We start from the raw sequence: 13693 nt of genomic DNA, 5'->3' as shown, positions 1-13693 counted from the left end.
AAAAAAATAAAAAAATGCAAAAAATATAATAAATTTATAAATAAATAATAAATAAAGGAGCTGATAAATATGTGTACAATAAATGCGCCTCATAGACATGACGTAGTAGGAAGTTTTTTAAGACCTGAAAGATTGAAGAAAGCTAGAAATGATTTTGAAAAAGGGAAAATTGACAGGGAAGAATTGACGAAAATTGAGAATGAAGAAATTAAAAAAATTGTGGATAAGCAAATTGAGCTAGGATATACAAGTGTTACTGATGGAGAGTTTAGACGTAGTTACTGGCATTTGGACTTTTTCTGGGGATTTAATGGAATTGGGCATATTCATGCTGATAAGGGATATGAATTTAATGGAGTTGTAACTCGTGATGACACTGCGATTGTTACTGGAAAAATTAGTGGGGAAAATCATCCATTTGTAAAGCATTTCACATTTTTACGAGATTTGGTAAAGGATAAAAAAGGTGTGGAAGCCAGATTTACAATACCGGCTCCAGCACAGTTTTATGCGGAATTGGTAAGGGAAGATAAGCATGTCAAGGCACTTCTTAAAGTTTATCCTGATTTCAAAGGATTGGAAGATGATATTGTGAATGCTTACAAAACGGTAATAAATGAATTGTATAATGAAGGGCTTAGAACTTTGCAGATTGATGACTGCACTTGGGGATGTCTTGTGGATGACAATTTCATTGCTTCATTTATCGAAAAAAGTGACAGGGATAAGGAAGTTATCAGGCGTGAATTTGCAGAGAGATTTTTAAATATAAATAATAGAGTATTTCAAAATAATCCAGAAGATTTGATAATTAATACGCACGTTTGCCGTGGAAATTATGCTTCAACTTGGTTTGGGCAAGGTGGATATGACAAAATTGCGGATGAACTTTTTGGAAAAGAAGATGTAAATGCTTATTATTTGGAATTTGATACAGAAAGAGCAGGAACTTTTGAATCACTTGCAAAAGTTTCTGGGGATAAAAAAGTTGTATTGGGACTTATAACTTCTAAAAATCCTACTTTGGAGGAAAAGGAAACTGTAATCGCTCGTATAAAAGAGGCTTCAAAATATGTTCCGCTAGATAGACTTTATTTAAGTCCACAATGTGGATTTGCTTCAACAGAGGAGGGAAATCACCTTACAGAAGAACAGCAATGGGCAAAACTTAGATTTATTAAGGAAGTTGCTGATGAAGTATGGGGGAAAAATTAGTAAAGATAAATAATATTGAAGTCTGAATAAAATAATTATAATTTACAATTTTTAAATTTTATTTTAAATATAAAAAATAAGGTTTTGAGTGGAGGAAATTTTTTCCTCCTTTTTTCTGATGAAAAAATATGTTATAATAATGTAAGAATAAAAAAATAATAACTAGTGACGAAAGAAGGAGAGAATAGAATGTTTAAAGCTGTTGTAAGTGATTTGGACGGTACACTTTTGAATGCAGAACATAAAGTGAGTGAATTTACTAGGGAAACAATAGAATTATTATTGAAAAAAGGAATAAAGTTTTATATTGCGACTGGAAGAAATTATTTAGGAGCGAAAGAAGCGATGGATGAACTTGGCGTGAAAGTTCCGCTTATTACTTCACACGGATCTGTTATTTTTGATGAAAATGGGAATGAAATTTTTTCAAATAATTTGAAGCGAGAATACTTGGATAAAGTCTTGAATATTGATTACAAGTCGTTTGGGAAAGATATAATTATAACTGGATATTCTGGACCAAATTGGTTTGTTACTGAAGATTTGCAAGAATATTTTTACAATAAAAAGCCTGATAGAACTAGATATCCAAAGCAAATTACTCCTGAAGAATTTAAAAGGCATGATTTTACAAAAATATTTTTTCTTGGAGAAAATCACGAGGAACTTTTAAAACTTGAAGATGAAATAAGAAAAGCGGTTGGAGATGGAAATGTAAGCCTTTTATTTGCGAACGAAGGAAGTTTGGAAGTTTTTTCAGCAAACTGCAATAAGGCAAAAGCGGCTGAAGTGCTACTAGAAAGAGATGGACTTACATTAAAAGATGCGGTTTCATTTGGAGATGGATTGAATGACTATGAATTGATAACAGAAACTGGGCTTGGATTTGCGATGGGAAATTCAATTTATTTGCTGCTTGAAAAACTTTCAGATACTGAAGTTATTGAAAGTAATGCTGAAGATGGGATGGCAAAAAAATTAAGAGAATTGTTTGATTTATAAAAAAGCAATTTTTATATGGTAAGGGGGAAATTGTCCCCCTCGTTCAACAATCTCATTTATAAAAATTCTAACAGATAATTTAGATCAAAAGTTAAGATTATTTAAAATTTATAAATCGTAAACTCTCGAAGCTCATTTTCTTGTACTGTATTTGAATGTTTCCGAAATTGAATTTTTTCAAAAGATTCTATTATATCAAATTCTGAAATCAAATATATGTGCAGTTCAAACTTTGTCTGTGTACTACAAATCCAAATTGTTCCTTTTGATAAATCTGTAAATGCATAACCGATACTACTATCTTTCATCCATTTAAAAATCTGGTTTTTAGGAACGGGAAGTTTTGACATTCTTCGATTAAGTTCTTTCTGGATTGCCTTTTCACAAGCATTAGTACCAAAAATAATAAAAACAGAAACTACAAAACAAATACCAATAATAAATACTTCAAATTTTAAAATAATTGGCACGGAAATACAAATCAGAAAAATAAGTAGTCTAACTGGATAAGCTAAATTTATATATTTATAATTTTTCAAAATCATTATTTTTTCTCCTTTTGCATTAAATAATATTCAAGTTGTTCCTTTAAGAAGTCCTCCATCGCTTTTATTTCTTGAGCCTGAGCTGTAGTATCCTTACCGATATTCTTATCTGGATGAACTACTTTCATTTTCTTTAAAAATGCTTTGTGTATAATCCTATCAGTAATTTCCCCATTTTTATCAATTCCCAGAAAATCAAGATATTTTTCAAATTTTTGAATAATTCCATTATCATTCGTACTTTTGTAATTGAAACGTGAATTGCTGTTATTTTGTTTGTTATGTTGTTGTCTTTGGTATTCTTCCTGAGTTCTTTTTCTTCTTTCATATTCTTGATTTCTTACGCTTTCATACCATTGCTTATATTCTTTGTAAATTCTCTTATTTTCTTCACTTTCATTCAAAAAAAATCCTAAAATAAAATTCAAAAATACCTGAATAAATTTGATAATCCCAAAAACTGCACAAGCAATAAAAGTAAAAAGTAAAATGCCGATAAATCCATTCCAATTTTTCCCGATAATCAGAGCAAGAAAAGCAAAAAAAGTTAAAATTGGCAATATTACATAAAATCCAATCCCCATTAAAAATATCCAAACAGAACTAAAAATTTCAACAATTTCATTTAACATAAATTGTATTATTCTTATTAAAATTTTCACTAATTATCTCCTTTTTTAGATTTTTACATTTTATAAATATGTTGCATCTTAATTACAAATTTAGCTATGAAATCAATAGCTGCTAAAAAATTTAATGAATTAATATTATTTTACTTAATTATAAATTAAATGTCAACTTTTATATTTTATATTTTTTTTATAAAAGAAAGTAATAAAAACCAAATTTATTTTCTAATAAATAAAAAAAAGCCGAATTTTCATCCGACTAATTTTTTTATTTTATAACTAACCTACTAATTTTCTATTTTTTAATAATTCCAGCATTTCTTAAATATTCTCTAGCAACATCTTCCGCTCTCTCACCTTTCACAGAAACACGGTAATTCATTGTTGACATTTCTTCATCTGAAATTTTGCCACTCAATTTTTCCAAAATCTCTTTCAATTTAGGGTATTTTTTCAAAGTTTCCTCACGCATCATTGGAGAACCTTGATATGGCGGGAATAAATATTTATCATCCTTTAAAATAACCATATTATACTGAGCAAGTTCGGGGTCAGTAGAATAAGCGTCAACCAAGTTAATATTGCCACTTTGAACAGCAACATAACGAAGTTTTGGCTCGAATTCTTTAATATTCGGAATTTCAAACTGATACAATTTTTTAAGTCCAAGATAACCATCTTCACGGTCATTAAATTCTCTTGTAAATCCAGCTTTTATTTTATCTTTTACTCTCACCAAATCAGAAATCGTCTTCAAATTATTTTCATTGGCAAATTTCTTGCTAACAGCGATTGCATAAGTATTGTTATATTTCATAGGTTTTAACATAACCATTTTAAATTTAGTTTCCATACCTTTTTTTGCTTGATTGAAAACATCTTCGGCATTATTATTCACAGGAGTTTCATTCAAAAAAGTGAAAACTGCGGTTCCTGAAAATTCAGGATAAATATCAATATCGCCATTTTTCAAAGCATTGAATACGAATGAAGTTTTTCCAAGTCCAGGTTTTAACTCAACGTCAAGTTTACTATTTTCTTCAATCAAAATTTTATACATATTTATCAATATTTCTGGCTCTGAACCAAGTTTTCCAGAAATTATCAATTTATCTTTTTTTGTATTATTAAAACTGCTAATTGACCCAAAAAGACATGCAAATGTGATTAAAATTAGGAAAATTAATATTTTTTTGATACTCAATTTTTCCAATTGCTTAAAGATGAAATCGAATAAAATCGCAAGTAAAGCAGCAGGAATTGCTCCTAACAAAATCAAGTAGTTATTATTTCTATCAAGACCGAGCAAAATCAGTTTTCCAAGCCCTCCAGCTCCAACAAGTGAAGCCAATGTGGCAGTCCCAATAATCAAAACAGCAGCCGTTCTAACTCCTGTCATTATTACAGGCATAGCCAGGGGAAGCTGAACTTTTGTAAGTTGCTGAAATTTATTCATTCCTAAAGCTCTTGAAGTTACCATATACATTGGATCTACGCCAGTAATACCAGTGTAAGTATTGTGTAAAATTGGAAGCAGAGCATAAAGTATTAAGGCGATTATCGCTGGTTTTCTTCCAATTCCAACGATTGGTATTAAAAGTGCTAAAATCGCTAAAGACGGTATAGTTTGAATAACGCCGTTAATCGCAATAACAATGTTCGCTAATTTTTTGTGATAGCTTAAATAAATTCCTAGTGGAATGGCAATAATTAGAGCAATTATTAGTGCGATAAAAGAAATTTGAATATGTTCTACGATTCCACTAAAAAGTTCGTCTTTTTTTTCTAAAAAAGTCAAAATTAATTTATTCATAAATTTCACCTTCTTTCTTTTTAATAGCTATAAATTTTTTCACAAAATCATTTTTAGGATTTGAGATTATTTCGTGTTTTGTTCCAGCTTGAACTAACTCGCCGTCTTGAATAATACAAATTTTATCCCCCAATAAAAATGCTTCTTCAATGTCGTGAGTTACAAAAACAATTGTTTTGTGAATTTGTTTCTGAAGTTTTTTCACATCTTCCTGTAAATTTGCACGAGTGATGGGATCTAACGCACTAAACGGCTCATCCATCAAAATAATTTTTGGATTAGCGGCTAGAGCTCTGGCAATTCCAACTCTTTGTGCTTCTCCACCAGACAATTCTGAAGGATTTCTTTTTCGATATTTTTCAGGTTCAAGTCCAACCATAATTAACAATTCATTAATTCTCGCATCAATTTTTTCTTTCTTCCATTTTTTCAATTCAGGCACAATCGCAATATTTTCTTCAACTGTCATATGCGGAAAAAGTGCCACTTGCTGCAAAGCATATCCAATATCCCAACGCATTTTGTGAATATTATAATCCTTTACATTTTTTCCATTAATTTTCACTTCCCCAGTCGTATTATCCTCCAATCGATTAATCATTTTCAAAAGCGTAGTTTTCCCGCTCCCAGATGGTCCAATAAAAACCGTAATTTCAGACTCCTTTATAGTCAAGTTTATATTTTTTAATCCAATATTCCCATTTGGATAAGTCATTCCAACATTGATAAATTCTATCATTCATTTACCTCCAGTTAAATACCAAATAAATTTTTATAAATTTTATAAATTTCAAATTTTGTTCAGTATTTTAAATTATTTTTTATTAAATTTTTGTTCAGCCTTCTCAAAATTATACAAAACTTTTTCTAAAGTTGCCTCAAAAGCCAATCGTTCCTCATCTGAAATTCCTTCAAAAGAGATTTCGTTCATTTTATCAGAAATTTCATCATATTCACTTTTCAAGGATTTTGCATAATCCGTCAAAAAAATTAAAATTTTCCGTTTATCAGTCGGACAAAATTTTCGTATTAATAAATTTTTTTCTTCCATCCGCTCAAGCATCGTTGTAAGCGAACTCATAGCAAGACCAGATTTTTTCGACAATTCTCTGTTACTGATCCCATCATTTTCCCAAAGTACATGTAAGATTCGACCTTGTTCCCCATTAAACGCCGTTATATTTTTTTGCGCCAAAAATTTATTCAAAAGTCTAGTATTTACTTGTTTTATTCTGCCTATATAAAATCCAGAGTTTGATTTCATAGATTTCCTCCTTTACAAAATTATTACTATATGATAATATATTTATATAAAAATATTACTATATCGTAAGTTTATATTACCATATAGTAATAAAAAAGTCAAATATTTTTTATAAAAATGATAAAAAGTTTTAAAAATAAAAAAACAAAAGGAAGGAAGTTAAAATTTATGGAAAGAAAATTTATGAAGGCAATGGTGCTTGAAAAACCGTGTACTGCTGAAGAAATGAAAATAAAAAATGTACCAATTCCAGAAGTGAAAGAGGACTGGATTCTTGTGAAAATAAGGGCATTTGGAATAAATAGAGCGGAAATTTTTACTCGTCAAGGAAATTCGCCATCGGTAAAACTTCCAAGAGTAATTGGGATTGAGTGTGTCGGCATTGTGGAAGAGCCGTCTAACAGCAATTTTAAAAAAGGCGACAAAGTTTTTTCGATGATGAATGGCATGGGAAGAGAATTTGACGGAAGTTATGCAGAATATATTTTGATTCCCAAAAATCAGGTTTATAGATTGCCTGATGAAAAAGATTTTTTCAAAAATATCAAATTAAAAAGTAAAGAATTGTTAAAAGAAAGATTTTCAAAAAATTTGGAAATCACAGAAGAAAATATTTTCTGGTCAGAAATTGCAGCGTATCCAGAACTTTATTATACAGCGTATGGCTCACTTTTTAAAAGTTTGAAATTAAAGGAAGGAGAAACACTTTTAGTTCGAGGTGGAACAGGTTCGGTGGCATTAGCAGCTATTCAGCTGGCAAAAGCTATCAATGTAAAAGTTGTCGCTACGAGCAGAAGTGCATCTAAAAAGCAGTTTTTGAAGGAAAAAGGTGCAGACGAAGTGATTGTTGGAGATGAAAATTTTGATGAAAATTTGAAAAAATTATTCCCAGATGGCGTGGATAAAGTTTTAGAATTAATTGGAAGACCAACTTTGAAATCGTCACTAAAATCAGTAAAGCAAGGTGGAATCGTCTGTATGACAGGATGTCTTGGAGGCTGGATAATTGAAGATTTTGAGCCATTGGTAGACATCATTTCAGAGTCGTATTTAACTTCATTTGACAGCACAAATGTCAATAAAGATACAGTTAATGAAATGTTTGATTTTCTTGAAAAACATTCGATCAGACCTAAAATTTCAAAAGTTTTCTCATTAGCTGAAATTGCAGATGCACATAAATTTTTGGAAGGGAATATGGCGAATGGGAAAGTTGTCATAGTTGTGGATTAATAAGAAAAATATGATGTAATTATATTAAGAATTAAAATAATAATTATAAAAAAAATTAAAGTAGCAGATAAAAAAGGAAAAATAGTAAAAATTAGTTAATTTTTTGAAACTAAAATGTTAATTAAAAATATTTATTTACTTTTTGCGAAATTTATGTTATTTTATAACTGAGAAAAAATTAGAATAAAAAAATTATGCGAAAAGGAGAATTCAACGATGAAAAGTCAATTAAAAAAAATAATTCCATGTATTATGGCTGGAGTCGCAGGAATAAGTTATGGAAAACCAATAGATAACAGCAATAGTGAAATGAATGACATCTCTACTGCTACTGAAGAGGAAAATGTTGTCTCAAATAAAGATGAACTTGAAAATAACGATGAAAATAAAAATTTTGAAATTGAAAAAATTAGTGTAAAAGAATTTGAAAATAAAAGAGCTGAAAGTAAAAAAAATAAAAATCAAACAGTTGATGTAAAGCAAGAAAAAGAGAATTATTATAATGAAAAAGCTGCTATAGATTCTCCAAAAAATTTAGAAAATATTGCTTCTAAAGATTCGGAAATATCTAGTTATAATTATAAAAGAAATAATAACAGCAGAAAATTTCGAAATAATTACAGTGAAGACCCTGATCTAATTCAAATTAATGTCGAATATAAAGGCGGCTTTGCAAAAAAACATAGAGCCGAAGAAACACCACTTAAAAATCAAACATTCCTTATGCCTACTTATCATGCTCCATCAGACGGAGATCCATATTGGGAAAGTGTTGCGAAAAATGGTGCTGGAAAAATTCCTTATGCAATTATAAATCCTAATAATGGACCTGATACTCAAGTAAATGACAATTTTACTAAACAGATTCAAAAAAATAACGAAGCTGGAATAAAGAGCGTTGGTTATGTTGAAACTACAGGATTTACAAGAAATCTTGACGATGTATATGCTGATATTGATAAATATGTTGAGTTTTATGGAAATAATAATATTTCTGGTATATTTTTTGATGAAACTTTGAACGGAAGTAATCAGAATGAAGTAAATTATATGTTAAATCTGTATAAATATGTCAAAACTAAATATCCTAATATGACTGTAATAGGAAATCCTGGTGCCGGAATTAATGATGCAATTGCACCATATGCGGATATTTGGCTTACAAATGAAACTTCAGCGAGTGATTATATAAATAATTTTGCCAACAGAACTTCTGAATTTGAAAATAATCCAGAAAATGCTAATAAAATTTATCATATTATTCATTCAGCGACACCTGAACAATATGAAGAAATTATAAAATTATCTCGTGAGAGAAACGCAGGACTGGTTTATATTACAACTGCTGCGACACCGAATGCTTACGATGACTTGCCAACATATTTTGAAGATCTGATGATGACAGTTAATAACTTTACTCCAAAAACTGGAAGTTTATTTTCACCTGAAAATCAAGCGGCGGAAAAAGTTACAGTTGAGATGCCACGTTCAAAAGTCGATTTGGATTTAGCAAGATCGGCTAGAAATACAACATTAAAAAATCTTGAAAAAACAAAAGATGGTCAGTATAAGTTGGATATTCAATATTTGGATAACAATGGTGATAGATACAAAGATAAACAGAGCAATGTAAAATATAATTCAGTTAGCGACGGTGTTTTAATTAACGGATCAAAAGATTTTGGTAAATTTACTTTGGGAACAACTTTTGGATATGACACATCCAATGTTTATTACAAAGAAAAATTTGAAGATATAAAAGAAAAAATTAAATCTTATCAGCTTGGATTAAGTGGAAAATATGATTTTAATGACAACATTGATTTAATTGGAAATTTACTTTATTCGACAAATAAGCATAGATTTGAAACAAGTAAGACTCTTGGAGCTATAAGTGATGCGGAATTTAAGTCAAAAATTTTGGATTTTTCAACAAAATTAGGTTACAAATTTTTATTTGACAACGGTTACATAAAACCGTATGTTGGTCTTGGAGTTACAAGAGTTAAAGAAGGAGATATTGACAAACTTAACTTTTCAGGAACATCAACAACTTTGCCAAATGGAACTGTCGGTATTTACGGAGAAACATCACTTGGAAAAGTTGATTTATTTGGGAATGTAGAATACGAAAGCAGATTTGCTAAAAAATCTTATCACAGAGAAAGAGAACATTTGACAAGATATGAACTTGCGCCGTTATCTTATTCAAGAGGTGGAGTAAATGCGGAAGCTGGTTTAAAATATAATGTTGCAGACAACTTTGGAGTAAAATTGTCCTATGAATTGCAAGATAATAAAAATAGTGCTGTAAAATTAGGATTTAATGCTGCATTTTAAAAATAAAGGAGAAGAATAATAAAATTATATATGGACGAGAGTAAAAATTTTATAAATAAAAAAAATATAATAATTGTAGGAGTAGTAGCTTTTATAGTTCTATTGATTATCATTTTGGTGTTGACATTTAATAGTACAAATAAAAATAAAAAAAATAATAACGTTTTTGAAGAAGACGACAATATTTTTAGAATTAATCCAGTGAAAAATCCACAACTTGCATATTATAATTTTCGTGGAGAAGAATATCCTGACTGGTCAAAATTTGGAAGGGTTCGGAGTAATGGTTTAAGAGTTCACCAAGGAGTTGATATTTTTGCAGAACCTGGTACTGATGTGTATGCAGTTGCTGATGGAAAAGTTGTTGATTTGTATGTTGACAAAACAGGTTATGGGTTAAATTTTTATCTAGAAGTAAATCCGGCTGATTTAGAAAAAATAAAAAGAAAACATTATAAGCCAAAAGAAAGTGCAAGGGAACAGCTTTACGGTCCTAATTACAATCCTGCGCTTCCAATAAAATACATAAGATATGCGCATCTGAGTGAAGTTAAAGTAAAAATAGGAGATGAAGTAAAAGCTGGACAAGTGATAGCAAAAACGGGAACAACAGGAAATGCCAGTGGAACTCATGCACCGCATTTACATTTTGAGATAGCTTTTGAAATGAGAGGAAAAGGACTTATAAATAGAGTTGATCCTGAAATGTATTTTAAAATAAAAAATGGAAATAATTTGACCAAGGATGAGAAAAAAATTCAAACTGAGAAAAGCAAAACACAGTGGTTTGAGCCAAAAGGTTACGATATAGGATTTAGAACAAAAAGTATATTTTTTAATAAAGAAAAAGAAGAAAAAAATTTAAAAGGTTTAAAAGAAGAACATAAATTTGAAAAAAATAAAAGAAATGCTCAAAAAATTTCAAGAAGAAAGTAGGAAAAATTTATGAAAAAGCTAAAAAAGGCACTTTTAGTATATAATCCGAAATCTGGAAATTCGAATATAATTTTTAATAATTTCGATTTGATAGTGACTAGACTTTTAAAAAAGGGAATTATAGTAACTTTTTACAGTATAAATAAATATAATAAACTCTGTGATATTTTAGCAAATGAAAAATACGATATTTTAATTTTATCTGGTGGAGATGGTACGCTTAGCCGAACTTTAAGCGAGATTTATATAAAAAATATAAAGTTTCCAAAAGTTGCCATTTTTCCAACTGGAACTTCAAATGATTTTGGAAAATCACTAAATTTAGGAAATAACATCAATGACTGGATTTACAATATTTTAATAAAAGAGCCGAAGTATGTTGATTTTGGTTTAATTAACGGGAAAAAGATTTTTTTGTCATCTTATGCCAGTGGACTTTTTTCAAAAATTTCTTACAATACAGACAAAAATTTAAAAAAGACAATTGGAAAAGTTGCGTATTATTTGAATGGACTCACAGAATTGACAAATATAAAAAAATTTGATTTAAAAATGCAGATTTTTGATGGAAAAGATTATGAAGATATTGAAGAAAAAGCAATTTTATTTATGATTTTGAATGGAAAAAGTGTTGCTGGATTTGATGAAATAATTTACAATGCAGATGTAAATGATGAATTTTTACATATTTTAATTGTAAAAAATATTGACAATCCGCTTGATATTTCAAAAACATTTTTAGATTTGTTAAATAATAATTTGATGAACAACGATTATGTGAGAATTTTGAAAATAAAAAGCTGTAAAATTAAAAAAATTGAAGAAAAAATAGGAGTTAGCATTGATGGCGAAAGAGGAAGAAATCAAGATGTAAACATAAAAGTTATTAGCGGTAAATTAAAAATATTTTATTAATTTTCTTAAAATTGTAAATAAAAAAAAAGATATTTAAAATAAGGCTTTAAAAAAGTTAAAAAATGTGGTATAAATAATATATAATAAAAAATTTGAGTATGGAGGAAAAAAAGTATGAATAATGGATATTTAAGTTTTGTTTTGCACGCACATTTACCTTATGTAAGACACCCTGAATATGAAGAATTTTTGGAAGAAGATTGGCTATATGAAGCGATTACTGAAACATATATTCCGCTTTTGGAAATGTTTGACAATTTGACAAGGGATAATATTCCTTGGAATATGACAATAACAATGTCAGGGACACTTGTAAATATGATGAATGACGATTTGTTGAGAAACAGATATTTAAAACATATCAACAAGCTTGTTGAATTTTGTAAAAAAGAATTAGAAAGATTAGCACCTTATCCTGATATGAAAAAAGTTGCTGAACATAATTTGTGGTTTAACCAAAGAGCAAAAGATGTCTTTGAGAAAAAATACGGAAGAGATTTAGTAGGAGCATTTAGAAAATTTCAGGATCAAGGGAATTTGGAAATTATACCTGTAACAGCAACACATGGATTTTTACCTGTTATGAAAGATTATCCAGAAGCAGTAAACGCTCAGGTTTATATGGCAAAAAAAGATTACATAAAAAACTTTGGAAGAGAACCTAAAGGAATATGGCTTGCAGAATGTGCTTATTATCCTGGACAAGATAAGTTTTTGGAAAAACACGGATTCCGTTACTTCTTAGTTGATGCTCACGGAATAATGCATAGTGATCCAAGACCAGTTTATGGTATTTATTCACCTGTTTATACAAGAAATTATGTTGCGGCATTTGCACGTGATTTGGAATCATCAGAGCAAGTATGGAGTTCGGAAATCGGGTATCCTGGAGATGGAGTATACAGAGAGTTCCATAAAGATGCTGGATATGAGTTGGACTACGATTATGTAAAACCTTATTTACATAGCGACGGTGTAAGAAGAAATATCGGAATAAAATATCACGCAATTACAGATAAAAAAGGTACTTACAAAGCTGTTTATGACCCTGATTTAGCTTATAACAGAGCTAAAGAACACGCTTACAATTTTGTGTTTAACCGTTCAAAACAAATTGAATTTTTGGCTTCAAAAATGAAATATAGAAAACCTATTGTAATTTCACCATACGATGCAGAATTATACGGACACTGGTGGTATGAAGGTCCTATTTTCTTGGAATGGGTATTTAGAGCAGCGGCAGAATCAGATTTTTCAACAATTACACCATACAAATATTTACAAAAATATCCAACTAACCAAATTGTAGATGTAAGTATGTCAAGCTGGGGAGCAAATGGATATTATGACGTTTGGATAGATGGTTCAAATGATTATGTGTATAGACATTTACACAAAGCGGCAGAAAAAATGATAGAACTTGCAAATGGAAGAGAACCTTACAATGAATTGGAATATAGAGCATTAAATCAAGCTGCAAGAGAATTACTCATAGCTCAAACTTCTTGTTGGGAATTTATAATGTATACAGGAACAATGGTGGGTTATGCTCATAAAAAAATAAGTGACCATGTAAATAGATTATTCAAAATTTACGAAGATTTCAAAGGTGGTTCGCTTGACGAAAGCTGGATTTCTGAAATAGAAAGTAGAGATAATATTTTCCCTGAAATGGATTATAGAATGTATAAAAGCAGTTGGCTGTAAAAATTAGATAAATAAAAATATTCTGATATTTAAGACTGGACTTGTGCCAGTCTTTTTTATATAATATAAAAAATTATAGAAAGTAAAAAATTAA

12 protein-coding genes are annotated in these 13693 nt (G+C 29.5%); 7 read left to right on the top strand and 5 right to left on the bottom strand.

From position 1 onward, the window contains the following. Positions 1-69: 69 nt before the first annotated feature. Together BCB68_RS01915 and BCB68_RS01910 are read left to right on the top strand one after the other, a co-directional pair. A complete protein-coding gene (locus tag BCB68_RS01915) occupies positions 70-1215 on the top strand; it encodes a 5-methyltetrahydropteroyltriglutamate--homocysteine S-methyltransferase (protein ID WP_094079292.1) in 1146 nt (381 codons plus the stop codon). Positions 1216-1404: 189 nt separating this feature from the next. Then, positions 1405-2217, top strand: a complete 813-nt coding sequence (locus BCB68_RS01910; protein WP_094079291.1) for an HAD family hydrolase — start codon at positions 1405-1407, stop codon at positions 2215-2217. Between the two features lie 101 nt (positions 2218-2318). Here the strand turns inward: BCB68_RS01910 and BCB68_RS01905 are convergent, their stop codons facing one another. The 5 genes from BCB68_RS01905 to BCB68_RS01885 form a co-directional block, all read right to left on the bottom strand. Further along, the gene (locus BCB68_RS01905) at positions 2319-2762 is read right to left on the bottom strand and encodes a hypothetical protein (RefSeq protein WP_094079290.1); all 444 of its coding nucleotides are present in this window, start codon (positions 2760-2762) and stop codon (positions 2319-2321) included. Next, positions 2762-3424, bottom strand: coding sequence for a J domain-containing protein (locus tag BCB68_RS01900; protein ID WP_094079289.1), 663 nt, complete (start codon positions 3422-3424; stop codon positions 2762-2764). The genes BCB68_RS01905 and BCB68_RS01900 overlap by 1 nt, the downstream gene beginning before the upstream one ends. 262 nt (positions 3425-3686) lie before the next feature. After that, the gene (locus BCB68_RS01895; protein WP_094079288.1) at positions 3687-5204 is read right to left on the bottom strand and encodes an ABC transporter permease/substrate-binding protein; all 1518 of its coding nucleotides are present in this window, start codon (positions 5202-5204) and stop codon (positions 3687-3689) included. Continuing rightward, on the bottom strand, positions 5197-5943 hold the full coding sequence (locus BCB68_RS01890) for an ABC transporter ATP-binding protein (RefSeq protein ID WP_094079287.1): 747 nt from the start codon (positions 5941-5943) through the stop codon (positions 5197-5199). Before BCB68_RS01890 ends, BCB68_RS01895 begins: the two co-directional genes overlap by 8 nt. Before the next feature lie 75 nt (positions 5944-6018). Further along, positions 6019-6468 (bottom strand): MarR family transcriptional regulator, encoded by a 450-nt coding sequence (locus tag BCB68_RS01885; protein ID WP_094079286.1) that lies wholly within the window; start codon positions 6466-6468, stop codon positions 6019-6021. 168 nt (positions 6469-6636) lie between these two features. Here BCB68_RS01885 and BCB68_RS01880 point away from each other — a divergent pair, with 168 nt between their 5' ends. The 5 genes from BCB68_RS01880 to BCB68_RS01860 all read left to right on the top strand — a co-directional run bounded on the left by BCB68_RS01880 (position 6637) and on the right by BCB68_RS01860 (position 13599). Beyond that, positions 6637-7701, top strand: coding sequence for a zinc-binding alcohol dehydrogenase family protein (locus BCB68_RS01880; protein ID WP_094079285.1), 1065 nt, complete (start codon positions 6637-6639; stop codon positions 7699-7701). A gap of 216 nt (positions 7702-7917) precedes the next feature. Further along, positions 7918-10041 carry a spherulation-specific family 4 protein gene (locus BCB68_RS01875; protein ID WP_237048680.1) on the top strand — a complete coding sequence of 708 codons (2124 nt, stop codon included), beginning with the start codon at positions 7918-7920 and terminating at the stop codon, positions 10039-10041. 30 nt (positions 10042-10071) lie between these two features. Continuing rightward, complete coding sequence (locus tag BCB68_RS01870) at positions 10072-10977, top strand: M23 family metallopeptidase (protein ID WP_094079284.1); 906 nt, start codon at positions 10072-10074, stop codon at positions 10975-10977. Positions 10978-10986: 9 nt separating this feature from the next. Continuing rightward, positions 10987-11892, top strand: coding sequence for a YegS/Rv2252/BmrU family lipid kinase (locus tag BCB68_RS01865; RefSeq protein ID WP_094079283.1), 906 nt, complete (start codon positions 10987-10989; stop codon positions 11890-11892). Between the two features lie 114 nt (positions 11893-12006). After that, complete coding sequence (locus tag BCB68_RS01860; protein WP_094079282.1) at positions 12007-13599, top strand: glycoside hydrolase family 57 protein; 1593 nt, start codon at positions 12007-12009, stop codon at positions 13597-13599. Positions 13600-13693: the final 94 nt, after the last annotated feature.

It is taken from the genome of Leptotrichia sp. oral taxon 498, from assembly GCF_002240055.1.
In the GTDB taxonomy this organism is placed as follows: Bacteria; Fusobacteriota; Fusobacteriia; order Fusobacteriales; family Leptotrichiaceae; genus Leptotrichia; species Leptotrichia rugosa.
This window is presented reverse-complemented; position numbering and strand designations above follow the sequence as displayed.

Excerpts from the sequence above, each read along its gene's own strand:
- BCB68_RS01915 (WP_094079292.1), top strand. The coding sequence starts at position 70 with ATGTGTACAATAAATGCGCCTCATAGACATGACGTAGTAGGAAGTTTT.
- BCB68_RS01890 (WP_094079287.1), bottom strand. The coding sequence starts at position 5,943 with ATGATAGAATTTATCAATGTTGGAATGACTTATCCAAATGGGAATATT.
- BCB68_RS01865 (WP_094079283.1), top strand. The coding sequence starts at position 10,987 with ATGAAAAAGCTAAAAAAGGCACTTTTAGTATATAATCCGAAATCTGGA.
- BCB68_RS01895 (WP_094079288.1), bottom strand. The coding sequence starts at position 5,204 with ATGAATAAATTAATTTTGACTTTTTTAGAAAAAAAAGACGAACTTTTT.
- BCB68_RS01870 (WP_094079284.1), top strand. The coding sequence starts at position 10,072 with ATGGACGAGAGTAAAAATTTTATAAATAAAAAAAATATAATAATTGTA.
- BCB68_RS01905 (WP_094079290.1), bottom strand. The coding sequence starts at position 2,762 with ATGATTTTGAAAAATTATAAATATATAAATTTAGCTTATCCAGTTAGA.
- BCB68_RS01860 (WP_094079282.1), top strand. The coding sequence starts at position 12,007 with ATGAATAATGGATATTTAAGTTTTGTTTTGCACGCACATTTACCTTAT.
- BCB68_RS01875 (WP_237048680.1), top strand. The coding sequence starts at position 7,918 with ATGAAAAGTCAATTAAAAAAAATAATTCCATGTATTATGGCTGGAGTC.
- BCB68_RS01910 (WP_094079291.1), top strand. The coding sequence starts at position 1,405 with ATGTTTAAAGCTGTTGTAAGTGATTTGGACGGTACACTTTTGAATGCA.
- BCB68_RS01880 (WP_094079285.1), top strand. The coding sequence starts at position 6,637 with ATGGAAAGAAAATTTATGAAGGCAATGGTGCTTGAAAAACCGTGTACT.
- BCB68_RS01885 (WP_094079286.1), bottom strand. The coding sequence starts at position 6,468 with ATGAAATCAAACTCTGGATTTTATATAGGCAGAATAAAACAAGTAAAT.